Below are 19,749 nucleotides of genomic sequence, written 5' to 3' on the forward strand. Positions count from 1 at the left end.
GCGCGCCTGCGACGAGCAGGAGGATTGGCTTCAGTGGCAACCGCACTCCGAAAGATCTCCTTGCAACACAGCTCGCATCCTCCCAAGCGTGCGCTCAGTGTGGAAGGGTTGCTTCGCCACTGCAAGGTTTTCGGCCGAAGTGGGCCACGGGCCGTGCTTGTGCCCGTCCCTTGTCGCCCCGTTCCAACGCTGGAAACCCTCGTGCGACGGGGAGGTGGAATCCATCACCGCGTGAAGCGCCATCCCGAGCCAGAACCATTGGCGCGGGCTGCCCGCCCGGCTGTCTGCTTCGGCGCGGCTCAAGTGCTCCTGCACGTACTTGCACATGAGCACCTGCGCCTGCGTGGGCGTAAGCGATGCCGAGGACATGGCGTGCATGTACGCGAACTCCGCGGCCTGGAACCTCGGGGTATCCGCATACGCGCTGCCCTCTTTAATGATGTCGCGGATGGGGTCGCTCAGGTGCGGGAACATCTTGTCGATGAAGTGGTTGTGCGCCTCGGTCGACCAACGCCCGTCAGGATCGACACGCGTCAACGGCGAATTGTCCGCGTAGACAAATCGGTTGATGCCTCCCACGAGGCCCACCGTGTCCGGCTGGAGAAAGCGCCCGGTCCCCGGCTGCCAGGTCCTCGTGATGTTGTAGAGAAGATTCGACTCCTCATCAAAGTAGGTCGCCAAAGCTGGCACCGAAATCAACAGCGCAAAAGCAGCGGCAAGCGCATGTTTGAACTTCATGAGTTCTCCTTTGTGGTGGGTCGTTGCGGCTGGGGCACAAGTTCGACCGGCACATAGCCAAGATCGGTGGCTCGCTGTGCCAGCAGTTGCGCGCGCTTGCGCAACGCGCCGTAGCGGCGAGGATCATGAGCCGCGAGGCTCGCGAAGACCCTTGCAAACTCGTTGTGGGCAAACGCGTCGCGCGGGCCGAGCTCCAGCGATTGCTCGGCGTACCAGATGTACTGGTCGTAGTCCCCGCGTTTCAGCGGAATGGCTGCTGCCGTGTAGAACAGGCTGCCGAGATGCTCGCGCCTGGACAAGCCACGCATGTAGGCTCCGGTCTCCATGCCGCGGTCGCTCACGAGGAATCGCCGGATGTAGCGCTCGTCCGGCGTGTACTTGCCACCATTGGTGCACTCGATGTTCGGGTACGGGAGCGGCGGAAATGCCTTGTAGCGCGCGAAGACGTGGTCCGGCACGTTCACCGGCTGAACGGGGAACCCGGCACGCTGTGCGACTGCAACGTAGGCCAGAGGAAGACCGACGCACGTGCCAAGCTTTCGAGCCAGCACCCCGTGCAGAAAGTAGTTCAGGATGTTGCCGCGTGCGTCGGCGCTGTGGTCGTAGCCCAGGCGCTCCTCCCTGAACATCACATGATTGAGCGCACGAATGTGCACTTCCGGATCATTGATGCCGCCGCCGGTTCGAAGAAGGTAGTGAACGCGATCTGCGAGCGACTGCAGTTTGCGGCTGCACGCGGCTACATCAACCTCGAAGAATTGCGCGCCGAGCAAGAACGAGGCCTCCCCGATGTCGATGCTGGTTTCGGACGCAGCTGCGAGATGACGGATTGGGGAGGGAGTCGGGGGCGCTGGACCGGCGAAGCAGATTCGATGGATGCTTGCGGTACACGCAATACCAGCCGTGGCCCGCAGCACTGACCTTCGTGTCAACGCTGGCAAGGCGGGTCTCCCTGAGTCCGGCGGGCATCATAAACACTGCGCAGCAACCGTCAAGTACAACCTCGCGGTATCTCCCCTAACCGAAGCTCGAGCGGCCGCGCCGCAGCGAAAGGCAGGATTGGCGCACTACTTCGAATACCATTGCGGAAGCATCGGGGGCACTTAGATGAGCACGTTCGACAGCACGAAGCGCTTGTTGCCTGACATCTTGTCAGACATTGTGAAGGGCAAGATCCAGCTGCCCGACTTTCAGCGCGGCTGGGTCTGGGATGACGATCACATCAGAAGCCTACTTGTGAGCATCGCGCGCTCATTTCCAGTCGGCGCTGTGATGTTGCTCGAAACCGGTGGCGAGGCCAAATTTCAGCTGCGGCCTATCGAAGGCGTTGGACTTACACCCCAAGACAGCGAAGCGGAACTCCTGATCCTCGACGGACAGCAGCGGCTCACAACTCTCACTCAGGTATTGGCGCTGAAGTCGTCGGTCAAGACACGCACGGAAAAAGGCAAGCCTATCGAGCGCCACTACTACTGGGACATTTCGAAAGCGCTGGACGGCACTCCACTTGAAGACGCCATCGTCGCCGTCGAGGCTGATCACCGGCTCCGCACGAATTTCGGGAAGGAAATCAAACTCGATTTGAGCAGCACGGAGCTCGAGTGCGAACAATTGCACTTCCCTTGCGATCAAACTCTGAAGTCGGACGCTTGGGAATCCGCATTAATCAAGATCAGCCCGGAGAAGTTCATGACATACATGAAGTTCCGGGAGTCAGTCCTTGACGCATTCCGCAACTATCAGTTGCCCGTAATCCAGCTGCACAAGTCCACCTCTAAAGAAGCTGTATGTTTGGTCTTTGAGAAGGTCAACACAGGGGGTGTTCCGCTTAACGTCTTCGAGCTTGTCACGGCAACGTATGCGGCAGATGGCTACAACCTTCGCGACGACTGGTACGGCAGCGCTGCACGAAAGGTATCGTCCCGCCAGGAACGACTTCGCAAGGAGCCGGTGCTTGAACAGGTGGAGACCACGGATTTTCTGCAGGCAATCACGATGTTGCAGACACTGGAACTCCGAAAAGCTGATCTTGCGACAGGGAAAACTGGCAAACAGGTCACACCAGCAAGCGCCAAGAGAGCTTCGATCCTGATGCTGGAGCTCGGGGACTACAAGAAGTGGGCGGGGCGAGTGGAACGCGGGTTTCTGCTTGCCGCAAAATTCTTGCGCAAGGAACAAATCCGAGACCCTCGCGAGCTACCGTATCGCACTCAGCTCGCACCCCTCGCGGCGGTCCTGGCTTTGCTTGAAGAGCGGTGGCTTGAACCGGTAATTCAAGGCAAACTTTCGCGCTGGTACTGGTGCGGTGTGCTAGGCGAGCTTTACGGTGGAGCTGTCGAGACTCGCATCGCCAACGACGTTGAGGAGCTTCTGCAGTGGATATTGGACGACGGGCCGGAGCCCCGCACCATCCGCGATGCATCCTTCAGTCCTGATCGACTCGACCGAATCACTTCCCGCTTGAGTGCGGCGTACAAAGGCATCAACATGCTCGTATTGCGTGAAGGTGCAGCGGATTTCTTCTGGAAGGCGCAAATCAAGGAGCTGGAGCAGGAAGAGATCAACCTCGACATCCACCACATCTTTCCGCAGATCTGGTGTGAAAACGCGGGGATCAAGCGAGCCACCTATAACGCAATAGTGAACAAGACTCCGATCTCGTACAAGGCTAACCGAATGATCGGTGGTTCTTCCCCTTCGTCATATTTGCGCCGCCTTCAAGATCACAAGCAGGTGCAGCTCTCTGACATCGCGATGAATGAATTGCTATCAAGCCACTGCATTGACCCGGCAGCTATGCGCTCCGATAACTTCAACTCCTTCTACCAAGCGAGAAAGAAATCGCTCCTCGCGCTAATTGAGCGCGCCATGGGAAAATCCCCAGTGCAAGGTTCGGTCGACGAATCTGAATTCGATGACGCCGAAGCCGCGTAGCAACGATGGCCGTTTAAGGGGTGAGTACGCTGTTCATGCTGCGCGCCTAAGTGCAGCCTGCGAGTCGCGTACGCCTCCCTTGGGGCTTCTCCTGGCGCCGAGTCGCGTGCGCGGCTTGAAGCCGGAATCCACGTCGAATTGAATTGAGAATTGCGTCATCCGAGTCGAATTTAGTGCTAGAACGCGCTTCAGTATTTCGTCGTCGGACATCTCCGGAGAGTACTCCGTCCAGCCGTATGCTGCGGCAACGGCCCTATCGAGATTCGCGTGCGCTTCGGCCAGCCAGGTCGGGAACGCGTTGTACAAGTCGGTTAGCGTTCGACCCTCAAGGTCTGCTTCATGTCCGGGCTTTGGCAACACCCGTTGGGGATACGGGCTGGACTCCAAACCAATTGGGGTTACCTCTTCGGAACGGTCGCACCACTCCGGCGGGTTCAGCCAGCTTTCTCGAAGCGTGTTCAATTTCACCGCAGCCGCCGAAACCTGTCTGTGCGCTTCGTCAGAAGCAGAAGCGCTTGGGAACGGGAAAGTTTCGAAGCAGGACTCCGCGTTGTACGTCGGGTCATTCCCCACACCATGCATTGACGCCTTAGCCAAGCTCCAAACAGTGTGAATTCGAGAAGAGAGAACACCGAAACTGAAATCGTCGTCTAGCGTTATGGCCAAGAGGCGCGAGTCTGGCCAAATGCTCGATGAAAGCCAAACAAAGAACCGGTGCTTCGAAACTCGGCTTGTCGCAATGTACCGGTCGATCCCCGCGACTGCCTGCCTAAATTCGGCGCCCGAGCGTCCGTGCCTCCACCAATAGAACTTCCTTGATGCGTCGTTCTGCTTCATTCTCGCTGGATAGACGTACTTCTTGACGTGCTCGAACGGATCGAAATAAAGACTTGCATCAGCCTCTGTAAGTCCGTGAAAGTCGATGATCCAACGATCGGCCCGCCGCCCCGTCACATCATCACCATTCATCAGCGGCTTCAACACATCTGCGTTCGACTTCCCTGATGGATTTGGAGTCGCGAGCCATTTCCTTGCGAGGTCACCGTCTATATCGAATGCGCCGACTTTCACTGGCCCCTGAAACGCCTTCCCGTGATTCTCACTAAGATCTCCAGCAGTGGTGAGATCAAAGCTGGCGTTTCCCCGCAGGTCGGCAGTGATAACAGGGACCTCGGAGCCATCAAGCCGGCACTCTTGATTGGTGCGTCCAAAACAAACCATTGACACTCGTACTGCGGTGCCCCTGTCCCACCAAGGCTCATCTGACCATGCCTCGAAAACCCGAGTGGCTTTGCTGATTGCGTCGAGTACGGAACGGTTCGCTCCATTACGAATTGCCTGCGTCGCAACCAGCCCGACTGCGCCCACTCCGCGTTCGACGAGCTGTTTTCGACTCTTCTCGAACCAATAGCACACAAGGTCAACTTCCGCCGGCAAGGCCCCTTTGTACGCAGCACGAAGTGCGGTAGCATACTCGGGGCCGAGTTCCCGCCTCACCTTCTTGTTCCCGACGAATGGCGGATTCCCAACTATCACACTGGAATCTGGCCTGAACCGCCCCGGGATTTGAGGAGGCTCCTTCATTTGAGAAGATGGAGCCATCATGAGGAAGTCAAAGTTCTCCCCCGAGGTGCAGGAACGTGCAGTGCGCATGGTCTTCGACGCCAAGGACCAATATCCGTCGCAGTGGGCGGCGATCGAATCCATTGCCATCAAGATCGGCTGCACGCCTGAGACGCTGCGGCGCTGGGTGCGCCAGGGCGAGCGTGACATCGGCGTGCGCGAAGGGCCGACGACGGCTGAACAGCAGCGCGTGAAGGAACTCGAGCGCGAGGTGCGCGAGCTGCGCCGCGCCAACGAGATCCTGAAGCTGGCCGGCGCGTATTTCGCCCAGGCGGAGCTCGACCGCCGCTTGAAGTCGTGATGTCGTTCGTCGACGAGCACCGCGCTCGTTTCGGGGTCGAGCCGATCTGCAAGGTCTTGCAGGTTGCCCCGTCGATGTATTGGCGCGAGGACGAGCGTCGCCGCGATCCAGCACGCTGCCCGCCGAGGCGCCAGCGTGACGCGCGGCTGATGCCCGAGATCGATCGCGTGTGGAACGCCAACATGCGTGTTTACGGCGCCGACAAGGTCTGGAAGCAGCTCAATCGCGAGCGCATCCGGGTGGCGCGCTGCACCGTGGAGCGACTGATGCGCCGGCTCGGCCTGCGCGGTGTTGTGCGCGGCAAGAACGTTCGCACGACTGTTGCGGACGCGAAGGCGCCGTGCCCATTGGATCGCGTCAATCGGGAGTTCCGCGCCGACAGGCCCAACCAGCTGTGGGTCAGCGACTTCACCTACGTGTCGACCTGGCAGGGCTTCGTGTACGTGGCTTTCGTCATCGACGTGTTCGCTCGGCGCATCGTCGGCTGGCGAGTCAGCTCCTCGATGACAACCGACTTCGTGCTCGATGCGCTGGAGCAGGCGCTTTACGCGCGCAGGAACGAACGCGAAGGCGACCTGGTCCATCACTCCGACAGGGGCTCGCAGTACGTCTCCATTCGCTACAGCGAGCGGCTTGCCGAGGCGCGCATCGAGCCCTCGGTGGGCAGCAGGGGCGACAGCTACGACAATGCGCTGGCCGAGACGATCAACGGCCTCTACAAGGTCGAATTGATCCATCGTCGGGCGCCGTGGAAAACGCGCGAGGCCGTCGAACTCGCGACGCTGGAATGGGTCTCGTGGTTCAACCACCATCGCTTGCTTGAACCGATCGGCTACATCCCGCCGGCCGAGGCCGAGGCGAACTACTGGCAGCAGCAGAGGGCCTTGCATCCTGGGGGGCCTCCGGCGGCCCCTGCGGGGGGCTTGAAGAAAGGAGAATCCAAAAGCCGAATTCAGCAGACCGCTTCGGTCTGACTCACACCAACTGGTCTCCACGAAACCCGGGGTGGTTCAGGCCACTGCGCTGGAGCAACATGTCCGCTACTTTCTGACAAGAGCGCATCACGACACTCAATTTGATCAAGGGGCTCAAGCACCGGATTCAGTTTCCACCCGTAACCATTCTGCTTTCGCCACTGCAGCTCACCAATCCAAATTGTCATTCGCGCAAGTTCGGCTGCGTACTCGTTGATCTCAATGCCGCGCACGTTGTGGGGACCCGTCACGGGCAATTGCGGCTGAAGCCCGAGCATCTCAGCTTCGATGTTCACTTGGCGCTCAATGTCCTTTAGTACCTTCAGCGCGAGATAAAGAAAATTCCCGCTACCACATGCTGGATCAAGCACTGTGAAGTTCTTGAGGCGCTCAAGGAACAGTGAAAAAACTGCCTTGGCATCGCGATCGGCCTTGTTTGCCCGAGCCTGGAGCCCCGAATGGCGCTTCCGCAGCGCCTCTGTCTTGCTGGAGATGCCCTTCGCACGTACTCGCAAGTAGTCACGCGTGCTCAGGAGAGTGGAAATCTGAGTCTTCGCAACATTCCACTCATGGATGAGCGGACGTCGAATTACCGGATCTATGATCTTCCAGATGATGCTTGGATCTGTGTAGAAGGCGCCGAGCTGGCCTCGCTTCGCAGGATCAAGTCCACGTTCAAACAGCGTTCCAAAGATGCTTGCGTCTATCGCACTCCAGTTCAGCGATGCGACTTCGGCGAGTGTGTCGACGCACGCTGCAGGTAAGGAAGGAACTTCGATCCGGTTGAACAAACCACCATTGAACCAGGCGATGTCATCCGCACCGAAGGCCCCGCCCAGACGCATCGCGTCGAACAGACCCTGCAGCCCTTTCTGCAGTGCCTTTCCCTCAGACCTCTTGAGAAGCATGCGCTTGTACACGTTCTTCGGAAGAAGTCCAATGTCCTCCGCGAAATAGCAAAACACGCATTGCGACAAAAAGTGCGCGACGACCTGCGGTTTCGCACCGGAGGACCTCAGCGACTCGGCTATCGATGCGAAAGCCGTTGCTGCACTTTCCGTAACTTGCTTCGAGCTCTGCGCTGGTTGAAAGCTGTATGGGTCGGTGAAAACTGCTCTAAGCTTTTGCCGAACTCTCGCATCGCGAAGATCGTCGGCTGAGAATTCGATGGTGGTGCTTGGAAATCCCGTGAAGTGCGTGTGTATTTCAAAGCGCAATCGATCGCAAACGATTAGAAGCGGCGGATTGTCAAGCGGCAACGTGTACTGCATTAGCTGCTCAAGCGCTTCGCGCAGGTCACCACCAGGCCTCTTGTACTCCCATGCAAAGCAGCCTTGCTTCCATACGTCCGCGAACCGCACGCGTCCACTCGCGGAGTTGTGACCGCGCTCGAAACAATAGCTATCAGCATCTTCCGGAGGATCGACGCCAAGAATTCGGCAAAGCCCAATGAAGTGAGGCTGAGCGCCAGCACGTTCGCTAAGTCTGAATGACTTACCGCTAGCGCTCCATTGCCGAATAAAGTCGACAACTTCGGCCGCGATGGGAGCTGGCGCTTCGCCTGCCGGCGTGGCGAGCTCTGACCCACTCGTGTTCATTCTGTCTCTCCCAATCCGGGAGAAGACATGGTCAACAGCCATTGAAGTAGGGTCAACAATGCACGCGCCAGTTCACAATGGCCCAAGGGTAACCCCTAACACCACTGACGCACGAGAGCAACGAATGCTCCAAGTAAAGAATTCAAATTTACTAATCGACCGTCGTCCGCAGTCTCCTGCGAATAGCAAAGGTCGCGGCCGTATACAGAGGGCTCTAGGTTGGGTGCAAATAGATAGTTGTTCCAACTGACACCGTGTATGTACCCAGCATCTTCACCGTTTTGCGCGGCGGCGCCACACCCTTGTTCAGTTGCCGAGCGATTGCGGCTAGCTTTTCGTCATAAACCATATCGCGCCCCCTCATACTGCAACTACTCTGAAGTTATCCCATTCTTCCGGATCAACTCCCCATACTTCACCAACTGCCCCTTAGTCGCCACCCCCAACTCCTCCGGACTCGTCCCCCTGGGCGTCAACCCCTGCGCATCCAGCTTCGCCTTCACTTCCGGATCCTCCAGCGCCTTCTTCACTTCCTCCGCCAGCCGATTCACGATCCCCTTCGGCGTCCCCGCCGGCGCCATCAGGGCGAACCACGAATTGAACTCGAACCCCGGCAACCCGCTCTCCCCCACCGTCGGCACATCCGGGAACTGCGGCATCCGCTTCGGCGTCGTCACCCCCAGCAGCCGCACCTTCCCCGACTGGATCAGCGGCTTCACGGTGCTGATGCCCTGCATCGCCGTCAGCACCTCGCCCGCGCCCACGCCCACCGCCGCCTGCGTCGCGCCCTTGTAGGGCACGTGCTGCATCTGCACGCCCGCCTGGCTCGCGAACAGCGCCATCGCGATGTGCTGCGGGCTGCCGTTGCCGCCGCTGCCGTAGTCGATCTTGCCGGGCGCCTTCTTCGCGCTCGCGATCAGGTCCGCGGCCGTCTTCTCGGGCGCGGTGGCAGTCACCACCAGGCCCCACTCCACGGTGGCCACAAGCGATACGGGCTCGAAGTCCTTCAGGATGTCCCACGGCATCTTGGCCGTCATGTTGGGCACCATGGTCATGATGCTGTCGTTGAAGCCGCCCAGCGTGTAGCCGTCCGGCGCGGCCTTCGCGACGTCGGTGGCGCCGATCAAGCCCGCGGCGCCGGGCTTGTTCTCGATGACGATGCCCTGGCCCATGTTGCGAGACATGCGTTCGGCGACGATGCGGGCGGCGTTGTCGACGGCGGAGCCGGCGGCCAGGGGGACGATGATGCGGATGGGTTTGGTGGGGTAGCCCTGTTGCGCGTGGGTACTCGCGACGAGCAGCAGGGCAAAGGCGATGGCGAAGGATTTCATTGCGGCACTCCTCGATAGATCCCGGGTCAAGCCCGGGATGACTGTGTTGACAGCCGTGGGACGCCAAGATCGTCGGCGAAGGTGTGCAGGTTGGCAAGCAACGCATCGGGCAACGCGATCCCGTCGCGCTCGTTGGCGAGCCGCTTCGCATGGCTCTGCTCGCCCGGCATCCAGATGCGGTCCACGCCCGGCATGCGCTCGCTCGCGCGCAGCTCGCGGATCAACTTGTCGACACGGGCCTTGAACTCGGCCACCTCGCCGAACGCATCGGGGTCGATCACGCAGATCGCCTGCCCGGTGTTGGTCACGCTCACGATGTCCTTGTTGAAATCGATCGTCTCGCTGCCCATCGCCGCACCGTTCAACGTGCCCGCCAGCAGCCCCACCACCATCGCGAGCCCATAGCCCTTGTAGCCGCCGATGGGCATGAGGAAGCCCTCTTCCGACCGCTTCGGGTCCGTCAGCGGCTCGCCCTTGCGGTCGATCATCCAGCCCACCGGCATCTGCTCGCCGCGTTGCGCTTTCGCCTTCACTTTGCCGTACGCAGCAACCGTGGTCGCCATGTCCAGCACCACCGGCGGCTCTTCGCCGGCGGGCACTGCGACGGCGATGGGGTTCGTCGACAACAGCATGTCCAGCCCACCCCAAGGCGGCAAATGGTTCGCGTTGCCCACCGCGTAGTACATGCCGATCATGTCGTGCTCGAGCGCCATGCGCGCATACAGGCTCGCCGGCCCCGCGTGGTTGGACAGGCGCGCGCCCACCCACGCCACACCGCAGTTCCTCGCCTTCTCGATTGCGATCTGCGCGGCCCGCTGCATCACGAGGTGGCCCATGCCGTTGTCGCCGTCGAGGAGCGCCATCGCGGCTTTCTCCTTCACCACCTTGATGTTCGGCGTGAGGTTCATGCCGCCCGCGCGGATGCGCTTCGAATACGGGATGAGCCGGATCACGCCGTGCCCGTCGCTGCCCTGAGCCTCGGCTTCGGCCATGAGGTGGCCCACGGTCGCTGCGTCCTGTGGCGGCAGGCCCAGTTTTTCCAGGCAGGTGGTGATGAAGCGGCGCAGCTGCGCCACGGGGATGCGGTCTGTCATTCGCGTTACTACCTCAACAAATCGTCCATCGACCCACGCTGGAAGAGGCCCGGCGGCAGCGTCACCTTGCGCACGAGCGGCGTGCGCACGATGCCGCGCGCCGTCAGCCCGGGCGGCGAGGCCACGGCCACTTCGCCGGGCGTCACGCTCACCGTCGCATCGCGGCCGGCCAGCTCCACCTCGCCCTCGTTCACCCGCACGTAGGTGCCAACGTCGAAGGTGCCGCTCGGGCTGGCCTCGACATGCGACGCGTCGAAGTCGGTGCCGCGCACGCCGATGGTCGACGTGGGCGTGAACACGCGCACGTTGCGGCTCACCGTGGCCCTGCCGGACACATAGCGGATCGCACCCTTCACCATTCGCGCCTTCACCGCGCCGCGCTCGGGCCACTGCGGGCCGGGCACTTCGTGCAGCTTCAGCAGCGTCTCCGGCCGCATCGCCACGCGCGAGCCGTCGTCGAACTGCAGCAGCACTTCGGACTGCTCCTCGGTCAGCACCTCGTCATCGTCGCGCAGCTCCATGCCCTCGGTGGCGGGCAGCACCACCGCGGCGCGCTGCACCGTGGCCTTGCCGCGCAGGCGCGCCAGGATGCCGGCGTCGGCGTCCACCGAGAAAGCGCCCAGCAGCACGGCGACAGCCAGGGCGGCCGCCGCGCGGCAGCGGCTCGTGCGCCCATCGACAGGGTCGCGGCCCGCCGACGTGCGCCCGTCGACGGCGGTGCGGCGCCCCGTCATGCGTCCATCCGCGGCTTCGGTCATTGCGTCTCCTCGATCTTGAACATGGCAGCGCCGAACGGCTCGCGCGTGAGCAGCGCGCCCAGGTTGGCGCGGCCCTCCTGGTTGTTCAGCGACTTGATGAAGGGCCCGAGCTTCGCCGCGGGCAGCTGCGACAGGTCGCGCGGCGCATCGGTCACCAGCACCAGCAGCTCGTTGGTGCCCGCGGGGCCGGAGGCGCGCACGCGCCAGGTGTCGCGCGGCAGGGCGAGCGGCTTGCCGGGCTCCACGGTGTTGGCCTTGTCCAGCTCGTTGGGGAAGAGCACGTAGAGCGACTGGTTGTCCGAGCCGGCCATGGCCACGTACACGTAGCCCTTGCGGTTGGCGGTGACACTGAACTCCAGGTAGTCCTTGCCGATGGCGAGGCGGTTGCGCGCGGCCTGCACGCGCACGTCGCGCTTGGCATCGCGCTGGTCGTACACCTGCTGCAGCGCCTCGGCGCCCGTCAGCGGCTTCGTGGTGGTGGGCAGCGCGGCGGCGACCAGCTGCACGGCGCTGAACCACGTGGGCACGAAGCCCGCGTTGCCCTGGATGAGGAGCGTGCTCGGCTGGAAACGCACCTCCTTCTCCAGCCGCTTGACCAGCTTGGCCTGCGCGCACTGGCGTATCTCGTCGATGGTGACGGCGCCACTGCCATCGAGGTCCTTCGCGTCGCGCAGCAGGCAGTCGCGCACGAACTGCGTGGCCAGCCCGCCCTTGTCCTCGTCGTCGAAGCTGATCTCGTTGTCGCGCGAGCTGCTCAGGTGCACCACGTCGTTCGGCGGCACGCCCTTGGCCGTCACTTCGGGCAGCAGGTTGCGCGTCTTCACGTTCGCGGGGCGCGAGCACTCGTCCGACGCCGGCGAGAACTTCGGCCGCAGCCGGCCTTCGTCGCCCGGCGAGAGCAACCCGCGCGTGCGGATGCCCGCGTCGGCCGTGAGCACGCCGCCCGAATGGCACGCGTCGTACATCACGAACATCTTGTCCGCCTTGCGCGTGAGCGGCGCCAGCAGGTCGGCCATCTCGCGGTTGGTGAGCGTGCCGCGCGCGCCGCCGTCGTGCGCGAGCAGGGACTCGACGCAGCCGCCCGCCGCCGCATCGTGCGTGCGCGTGCCGTGGCCGCTGAAGTGGATGTAGACGCGGTCGCCCTCGGCCATCTGCTGCTCCAGCTCGCGCAGCGCCTTGCGGATGCCGTCACCCGTGGCCTTCTCGTCGGCGAGGTAGCGGATGTTCTCCTGCGGGATCTCCATCGCGCGTGCGATCTGCGTGGCCGACTCCACGTCCACCCGCGTGCCGGGCAGCGGCGCGATGTTGGGGTCCGCGTAGGTGCCGACGGTGATCACGAGCGCGTGGCGGTTCGCACGGGGGGTGAGGCTGCGCACGCCCAAGGTCTGCATCGTGCCGGCCGTCATGCGCGCTGATGGCACGCTGGCCGCGGCTGCGGTGGCCGTCGCGAGTTGCAGCGTGCCCGCCCTCACCCAGCCACGCTCGCTGCCCGCCTGCACCCATGCCCAGCCGCCTTCGAGGCTGAGCGGCTGCACGCGCGCGCCTTGTGGCAGCTGGCGCAGCACGGCGGCGGTGGGCAGCTTGTCTGCGCGAAGTTCGGTGGCGCGCAGCACCTGCACGGCCGGGTCCTGCGCCTGCGCGATGGCGCAGGCGGCGAGCGCGGCCGCAGCGAGGGTCTTCAGGCGCATTGGGCTTTCCTTTCCTCTTGTTCCTGCATGCGTGCCGCCGTGGCGGGGAAGTCGGCCCACAGCCGCAGGCACAGGCGCGCGAGTGCTTCGCGGTCCGCGCCGGCAGGCGTGGCGACGGGCTCGCCGGTGCGGCCGGCCAGGCGCTTCAGCCGCGGCTGCAGCTTGGTGTGCGCGGCGCGCAGTTCTTCGGCGGGGCCGACGATGGCCGCGTACTGCGCGAGCTCGGGCCAGCGCATGCGGCCGGGCCAGCGCACCCACGTGTCGGCCACGACCACGCGGCAATGCGGCGCATCGCGCTCCACCGCGTCGATCAACCGGTCCACGGCCTGCGGCGCCCACGCCTTGCGGCGCGCGAGCGGCAGCACGGCCATCCCTGCCCCGCGGTCGGCGGGCAGCTCGCACCAGTGGCGGCGGCGCTGGTCGCTCCACAGGCGCAGGCTCACGAGGAAGGCCAGCGCGAGCGCGGCCGGCGCCTGCAGGTCCAGGAAGACCGGGCTGCCGTGCAGCGAGGCATAGGTCAACGCGAGAAGCGCAGCGGGCAACGTGAGCAGCAAGGGTTCGAGCGAAGCGACGGAGCGCCAGTGCGCCCACGCGGCGATCGCAAGGCACATCGCGATGCTCAGCGCCGCGAGCAGCCACCGCGGCAGCTCCGCCATCGTCTCGCGGTGCAAGGCGTTGTCGATGGCGGTGGCGATGATGTCCGGGCCCGGGTGCGCGCGCGCGAGCGGCGACGCATGCACGTCGTGCAGCGCAGGCGCGGTGCTGCCGATGACGACGATGCGGCCTTTCCAGCGCGGCGCGGCGGTGGGGTTGCGCTCCGCTTCCTGGAACACCTGCCAGAACGGCACGCGCTCGTACTGGCCGGCGGAGCGGCGCCAGTTCAGCAGCGTGTCCTGCGGGTGCAGGGGCGAGTCGAGGTGCGCGACGATGGCTTGTGCCGCGGTCGGATCCACGGCCGCCGCGGCACTGAGCGCGGTGGACTTCAGCACGCCGCCATCCGGCAAGCGCTCGACGTAGCGGAAGCGCCGCACCACGCCATCGCTGTCCGCATACGCGTTGTTATAGCCGAGCGCGCCGGCAGCAACCGCGGGCAGCACGGGCGGGATCATGGCGACGGTTGCGGTGCCTTCGCCGGGCGCGAGCCACAGGCCCGGCAGCACTTTCGCGGTGATGCGGCTGGCGGTGTCGTCCGCCTCCGCAAGCCGCACGACGGAAAAGTGGCTGTGGCGCGACTTGCGCACTTCGGCATCGAAGGCCGCGTCGCCGCCCGGGTTCAGCTTGTCCGCATCGCTGAAGAGGATGTCCCAGACGATGGCCGCGGGCTCCTGCTTTTCCAGGTGCGCGAGCACGGTGGCGAGCGTGTCGCGCGGCCACGGCCAGCGGCCGAACTGCGGGGCCATGCGCGCGAGCGAGCCTTCGTCCACGTCGACGATCACGATGCGCGCATCGGGCTTCGGCGCGTAGAGGCGCCAGCGCACCATCGAGTCGAACGTGCTGTGCGCCACGCCGCTCGTGGCGCCGACCGCGAGGAAGTCCACGAGCGCCCACGCGCAGAACACCAACGCCAGCCCCCAGACCACGCGGCTGCTGCGCCAACTGCCGACGCGGGGCAGCTTCATCACTCGAGGTTGACCACCCGCACGCGGCGGTTCTCGGCGGCCAGCGGGTCGGCCGGGTTGGCCGGCTCGCTCGCACCCTTGCCCGAGGCGACGAGCCGCGCGCCGTCCACGCCGCGCTGCATCAGCACCGCGCGCACGGCCTCGGCGCGGCGCTCGGAAAGGCGCTGGTTGTAGTCGGCGCGGCCTTTCGCGTCGGTGTGGCCCTCGAGCGCGAAGCGGTAGTTGCGCAGCTGGTCGGAGGCCAGTGCTTCGGCCAGTTTCTCGAGCTGCGAAGTGCTTTCGGGGCTGACCTTGGCCGAATCGAAATCGAAGTGGATCTGCAGCGAGACCGACGCGCGCTCGGGCACGAGGTTGCGCGAAGGCGCGGCGATGGAGCGCGTCAGCGGCCGCTGCCTGGGCGTGAGGCTCTCGACGAGGTCCCGGGTCTCCACATCGGCCGCCGTGGCAGCCGACGCGCCGCACGCGAGCACCGCGCATGCAAGCAAGTTCAACACCCGGGTCCCACCAGCCATCGCCCGATCTCCTCGTATTGCCGGCGCATGTTAACCCGTGCCGCTTGGGCCCGAGCGGCAAATAGGGTACAACGCCTTGCATGAAGTCCTACGCTGTTGCCCGTGCCTTGCTCGCCTTCACCGGCCTGGCTTTCACGAGCAGCGAAGCACAGTCCCCGCTCGACGTGCGCGTGGCGCTGGTCATCGGCAACACCGCCTACCAGCACGCCAACCCGTTGCCCAATGCCGGCAAGGACGCCGAAGGCGTGGCGACCGCGCTGCGCACGCTCGGCTTCAAGGTCGAGCACGTGCGCGATGCCACGCGCGAGGACATGGACGCCGCACTCGCGCGCACCCGCCAGGCGCTGGACAAGCGCAACGGCCTCGCGATGCTGTACTACGCGGGCCACGGCCTGCAGGTGTCGTGGCGCAACTACATGGTGCCGGTGGATGCGCGCGTCACCAATGCGGCCGACCTGCCGAAGACCACCTTCGATGTAGCCGGCGTGCTGGACACCTTCGCGCGCACCGGCTCGCGCATGAACATCATCGTGCTGGACGCCTGCCGCGAGAACCCCTTCCCGGCCGCCGGCGGCTCGCGCGGCCTTGCGCAGATGGGCGCGCCCATCGGCACCTTCCTGGCCTATGCCACGCAGCCGGGCGCACTCGCCGAGGACGGCGACGACAAGATGCCCTTCGGCCCTTATGCCGACTCGCTCATCCTGGAACTGGGCCGCCCCGGCTCGCGCGTGGAGGACGTCTTCAAGCGCGTGCGCTTCCATGTGCGCCGCAAGACCGAGGGGCGGCAGGTGCCGTGGGACGCGACGACGCTGGAAGAAGACTTCGTTTTCAACGACGGCAAGAACACCGTCAAGCTCGACCCGACGCTCGTCGCGCGCATGATCACCGACGCGCGCCAGCGCGAGCAGCAGCTGCGCGAGGAAGCCGAGCGCGCGCGCCAGCGCGAGCGCGAGCTGGCCGAAGCCGCGGAACGTGCGAAGCGCGAGGCGGAAATTGCCGCGGAGCGAGCACGCCGCGAGAGCGAAGTGGCCGCACAACGCAAGCGCGAGGAAGAAGCGGCGCAGGCTCGCGAGCGCGAAGCGCAGCTGGCCCGCGCCCGCGCCGACGAGGAAGCACGCAAGAAGCGCCTCGAGATGGAAGCCGCCATGGCGATTGCCGCGGCGCGCCAGCAGCAGCAGGTCCAGGAGGAGCAGGTCGCCCTGGCCGCCTTGCAGAACGCCAACGCGCAGCGCCGCCGCGAGGAGTTCTTCCGCATCGAGAAGGCCAAGTGGGACCAGCTGAAGGATTCGCGCGACCCCGCCCTGCTCTACGACTACCTGCTCGCGCACCCGAGCGGCGCGATCAGCGAGCTGGCGCAGGCGCGGCTCGAAGTGATCCAGCCCGCCAAGGTGACGCCGCAGGCGGACCAGACTGGCCTGGTGCAGCCGCTGGCCGCCAAGCGCTTCCGCATGGGCGACCGCTACGAGTTCGTCGTGCGCGACCTCTTCACCCGGCTGCAGGTCGAGCGCCCCGTCTTCACCGTCGTGCGCGCCACCGACGAGGAAGCCGAGTTCGACCAGGGCTACCGCGTCACGCAGGCCGGCGCGATCATCCGCACCATCGGCGGCGCCACGCTGGACCCGTACCAGCAATGGATCCCCGCGGGCGAGTACTCGGTGGGCCGCAAGTGGTACACGCGCTCGATCATGCGCATGCCCGACGGCACGACGCAGTGGGTGGAGCTCAATGGCAAGGTGGTGGCGCGCGAGACCATCGAGGTGCCCGCGGGCCGCTTCGACACCTTCAAGATGGAGATGGAGCAGCTCGCGCAGGACGGCACGCGCCTGAAGATCACCTACTGGGGCCAGCCCGACTGGGGCGTGGCCATCAGGCAGATCCGCGAAGTGCGCGACACGCGCGGCGCGCTCTCGGGGCAGATCTACGAGATGGCCGCGCGCTCGCGCCGCTGAGCGCGCCTACCGGTAGTCGCCGGTCTGGTCGTAGGTGTCCTCGAAGTCGAGCGTCACCTTGCCCGAGGTGAAGAACACCGCGATGCTGTTGTGGAAGGCCGCGAAGTGCCGGATGGGCTCAGGCGGGGTCACCCGCCGCGGAGCCACCGACACCGCGCCCGAGCGGATGTCCTGGCGCAGCCCGCCCATCGTCAGGTACGTGCCGTCGAAGGTGCGCAGGCGCAGGCCCCGGCAGCACGTCACCTCCATCTGCGCGATGTTGGTCAGGTTGGCCAGCACCACGGGCCGCGGCGTGGGGGTCGGCCGGCCGCCGCCGAAGTACCCGTCGTAGTCGGAGCCCCACGCCCGCACCGTGCCGCTCGCCTCCAGTACGTACGCGTTGCCGCTGCCGATGGCGAACTTGCGCACGACCCCCAGCCCCGCAATCTGGGTCGGCGTGGCGATGCTCGTGAAGTTGGACAGGTTGCCCTGTGGATCGACCGTGCCGTCCGAGTTGGCGAGCATGCCGATGCCGCCCGCGCCCCAGCCGTACAGCTTGCCGTCGCTGGTGAGCACGAAGTAGGTGTCGGCGCTGGTGTACACCTCGATCGCATTGGGGAAGGCGTCGTAGCGCCGCATCGCGGTGTCCTGGTATTCGTCCCCGCGCGTGCCACCGGCCCGGGGTGTCGTGCCGCACAGCGCGTTGCCGCCCAGGCGCGTGTCGCGCCCGCCGAAGCCCCACGTGTAGATCGTGCCGGCACGGTCGCGCGCGATGACGCTGCGCCAGTCGGAGCGGATGGAGGTGACGTCGCGCAGGCCGGGGATGGTCACGGGCTGCGGGTACTTGCCGTTCGGCAGCCCCGGGTTCAGCCGGCCGCAGAAATTCTCGCCCCAGCCGACCACGGTGCCGTCGGTCTTGACCGCGTAGTTCACCGAGCCGCCGGTGGAGAGGTACTTCACGTCGGTGATGAAGCGCGTGATCTTCTGCTGGCGCTCGAAATCCGCCGGGGTGAAGCTGTAGTGGCACACGCCGTTCACGTTGTTGGGCGTCATGCGCAGCACCGTGACGGTGGCATCGCTCATCAGCGCCACGGCGTCGCGGAAGCCCTGGCAGTCCACGTTGAAGTTGCTGTCGGCGTCCACGCCGTCGACCTGCGTGAACGACATCTCGTCGATCACCCGGCCCACGGAGGCCGTGAGGCGCGTGCCGAAGCGCCCGGCCACGGCGTTGGCACCGATGCTGGCCGCGGCGGGCAGCCGCACGCTTTCGTAGCTGCTGCGGTCGGCACGGGCGATCTCGCTGCCGTCGAGCGCGAAGCCGTTGATGCGGCCGTCGGTGAGGTCGCGAGCCAGGTCGTTGGCCAGCGTGAGCGCGGGTGCAGCGAGCGCCGCGTTGAAGTCGCTCGCGGCGCGCACGAGCCCGCCGTTGACGGCGGCCGAGCGGCCGTAGCGGCTGTCGTTCAGCGAGGCGGTGTTGCTCGCGGAGTCGATCGGCGTGGAAAGCGAGCGCGCCGAAGCGAGCTGGTAGTTGGCGGTCAGGCGTTCGTTCACCTGTGCGCGCACGAGCTCGTTGGCGGCGACCACCTGCGCGCGCGTGAGGCCGACGAGGCTGCCGCCCGCCGCGAGGCTCGCGCGGCCCGCGGCGATGTCGCCGGCATTGGCCTTGTAGTTGTTCAGCGCGTAGCGGTACGCCGCTTCCGTGAGCGGCGACACGCCCACGTGCTCGTCCCACTGGTCCACCAGCGCGTGCAGCGCGCTGCCCGCCGGGAAGTCGACGAGCGCGTTCCTGCCCTCGTCGAAATACCGTGCGCCCGCCTTGCCTTCCAGCCGCAGGAGGAAGGGGCCCGCAAGGCTGCAGGTGCGGATGGTGACGAGGCCCGTGGCGCTGTCGGTGGTGCCCTGCCCCACCACGTTGCCGGTGGCCAGGTCGGTCACGGTCATGGTGCCGCCCAACACCTTGCCCAGGCCGCCGCCCGCGGCCGCGCCGCCGCCGGAACCGCCCGAGCCGCCGTCGCCCGCGCCCGCATTGGCCGCGGCCGTCTCGATGTCGCCCTGGAAGCCGGTGGCCACGCCGGCCACGCAGGCGCCGCCGCTGCCCGTCGACGCGGTGACGACGGCGCGCGCGCTGTCGACGCTGGTGTTGAAGCCTCGCGCCGCGGCGCCCCAGGTGGCGTCCGCACCGAGCCCCGCGAGCAAGCCCACCAGGTTGTTGACGATGACACCGCGCGCCGACGCACCGTACGCGGCGAAGTACTGCGTGAGCGCGGTGCGCAGGATGTCGAGCGAGGCGGCGTTGACTGTCGCAGCGGTCACGCCCATGTTGCCGAGCACCGTGGAGGTGAGGGCTGCGTCGCTGCTGCCCGCAAAGCCCGCCGCGAAGCCGGTCGCCAGCACCATCGAGTTCGGCGAGCTGAAGGCATTGAACTCCGCTGCCGTGGGCGCGCGGCCGTAGAACGCCTGGAAGACGCGCAAGGCGCCCGTCGTCGGGTCGGCCTGCTGGGCCTGGGGTTGCTGCGAGGCTTGCTGTGCCGTCGGTTGCTGCGCGGCAGGGGCCTGCGCCATGCTCACCCGCTCACCGCCGCCGCAACCGGCAAGTGCCATCACCAGTGCCAGTGCCGGCACGTCCAAACGAAACTTCATCGAGGTCCCTC

The 19,749-nt window shown here is 65.3% G+C and carries 14 protein-coding genes, 1 pseudogene and 1 other annotated feature; of the genes and pseudogenes, 4 read left to right on the forward strand and 11 right to left on the reverse strand.

Features of this window, described 5'->3' with window-relative positions:
• Positions 1-30: 30 nt before the first annotated feature.
• On the reverse strand, positions 31-738 hold the full coding sequence (locus H8R02_RS08970; protein WP_187081038.1) for an RHS repeat-associated core domain-containing protein: 708 nt from the start codon (positions 736-738) through the stop codon (positions 31-33).
• Positions 735-1,460: a transglutaminase-like domain-containing protein gene (locus tag H8R02_RS08975; RefSeq protein WP_255429260.1), complete on the reverse strand. Its 726-nt coding sequence runs from the start codon at positions 1,458-1,460 to the stop codon at positions 735-737. Before H8R02_RS08975 ends, H8R02_RS08970 begins: the two co-directional genes overlap by 4 nt.
• Here H8R02_RS08975 and H8R02_RS30350 point away from each other — a divergent pair.
• Positions 1,371-1,658, forward strand: coding sequence for a hypothetical protein (locus H8R02_RS30350; RefSeq protein ID WP_255429261.1), 288 nt, complete (start codon positions 1,371-1,373; stop codon positions 1,656-1,658). The two genes, H8R02_RS08975 and H8R02_RS30350, sit on opposite strands and share 90 nt — an antisense overlap.
• Before the next feature lie 187 nt (positions 1,659-1,845).
• Positions 1,846-3,672, forward strand: a complete 1,827-nt coding sequence (locus H8R02_RS08980; RefSeq protein WP_187081040.1) for a GmrSD restriction endonuclease domain-containing protein — start codon at positions 1,846-1,848, stop codon at positions 3,670-3,672.
• 33 nt (positions 3,673-3,705) lie between these two features.
• On the opposite strand, the gene H8R02_RS08985 is transcribed toward H8R02_RS08980, so the two are convergent.
• Positions 3,706-5,256: a class I SAM-dependent DNA methyltransferase gene (locus H8R02_RS08985; protein WP_187081041.1), complete on the reverse strand. Its 1,551-nt coding sequence runs from the start codon at positions 5,254-5,256 to the stop codon at positions 3,706-3,708.
• A gap of 19 nt (positions 5,257-5,275) precedes the next feature.
• Between H8R02_RS08985 and H8R02_RS08990 the strand changes: the two are divergent.
• Positions 5,276-6,471 (forward strand): annotated as a pseudogene (locus H8R02_RS08990) (IS3 family transposase); the annotation flags it as partial.
• Positions 5,551-5,667, forward strand: a sequence feature (AL1L pseudoknot). Its footprint overlaps the pseudogene before it by 117 nt.
• A gap of 77 nt (positions 6,472-6,548) precedes the next feature.
• On the opposite strand, the gene H8R02_RS08995 reads toward H8R02_RS08990, so the two are convergent.
• The 7 genes from H8R02_RS08995 to H8R02_RS09025 all read right to left on the reverse strand — a co-directional run bounded on the left by H8R02_RS08995 (position 6,549) and on the right by H8R02_RS09025 (position 15,170).
• Positions 6,549-8,168, reverse strand: coding sequence for a DNA methyltransferase (locus H8R02_RS08995; protein ID WP_187081042.1), 1,620 nt, complete (start codon positions 8,166-8,168; stop codon positions 6,549-6,551).
• A 371-nt stretch (positions 8,169-8,539) separates the two neighbouring features.
• Positions 8,540-9,499, reverse strand: a complete 960-nt coding sequence (locus tag H8R02_RS09000) for a Bug family tripartite tricarboxylate transporter substrate binding protein (protein WP_187081043.1) — start codon at positions 9,497-9,499, stop codon at positions 8,540-8,542.
• Positions 9,500-9,525: 26 nt separating this feature from the next.
• Positions 9,526-10,593, reverse strand: a complete 1,068-nt coding sequence (locus H8R02_RS09005; RefSeq protein WP_187081044.1) for an Ldh family oxidoreductase — start codon at positions 10,591-10,593, stop codon at positions 9,526-9,528.
• A gap of 8 nt (positions 10,594-10,601) precedes the next feature.
• The gene (locus H8R02_RS09010; protein WP_187081045.1) at positions 10,602-11,351 is read right to left on the reverse strand and encodes a FecR family protein; all 750 of its coding nucleotides are present in this window, start codon (positions 11,349-11,351) and stop codon (positions 10,602-10,604) included.
• Complete coding sequence (locus H8R02_RS09015; protein WP_187081046.1) at positions 11,348-13,039, reverse strand: caspase family protein; 1,692 nt, start codon at positions 13,037-13,039, stop codon at positions 11,348-11,350. Before H8R02_RS09015 ends, H8R02_RS09010 begins: the two co-directional genes overlap by 4 nt.
• The gene (locus H8R02_RS09020) at positions 13,030-14,658 is read right to left on the reverse strand and encodes a CHASE2 domain-containing protein (protein ID WP_187081047.1); all 1,629 of its coding nucleotides are present in this window, start codon (positions 14,656-14,658) and stop codon (positions 13,030-13,032) included. The genes H8R02_RS09015 and H8R02_RS09020 overlap by 10 nt, the downstream gene beginning before the upstream one ends.
• The gene (locus tag H8R02_RS09025; RefSeq protein WP_187081048.1) at positions 14,658-15,170 is read right to left on the reverse strand and encodes an OmpA family protein; all 513 of its coding nucleotides are present in this window, start codon (positions 15,168-15,170) and stop codon (positions 14,658-14,660) included. Before H8R02_RS09025 ends, H8R02_RS09020 begins: the two co-directional genes overlap by 1 nt.
• An 80-nt stretch (positions 15,171-15,250) precedes the next feature.
• On the opposite strand from H8R02_RS09025, the gene H8R02_RS09030 reads away from it, so the two are divergent.
• A complete protein-coding gene (locus H8R02_RS09030; RefSeq protein ID WP_187081049.1) occupies positions 15,251-17,119 on the forward strand; it encodes a caspase family protein in 1,869 nt (622 codons plus the stop codon).
• Positions 17,120-17,125: 6 nt separating this feature from the next.
• On the opposite strand, the gene H8R02_RS09035 is transcribed toward H8R02_RS09030, so the two are convergent.
• Entirely contained in the window at positions 17,126-19,738 is a 2,613-nt protein-coding gene (locus tag H8R02_RS09035) for an RCC1 domain-containing protein (RefSeq protein ID WP_187081050.1), read from the reverse strand.
• Positions 19,739-19,749 lie beyond the last annotated feature (11 nt).

The sequence above is a fragment of the Ramlibacter albus genome, from assembly GCF_014297445.1.
Taxonomy (GTDB): Bacteria; Pseudomonadota; Gammaproteobacteria; order Burkholderiales; family Burkholderiaceae_C; genus Ramlibacter; species Ramlibacter albus.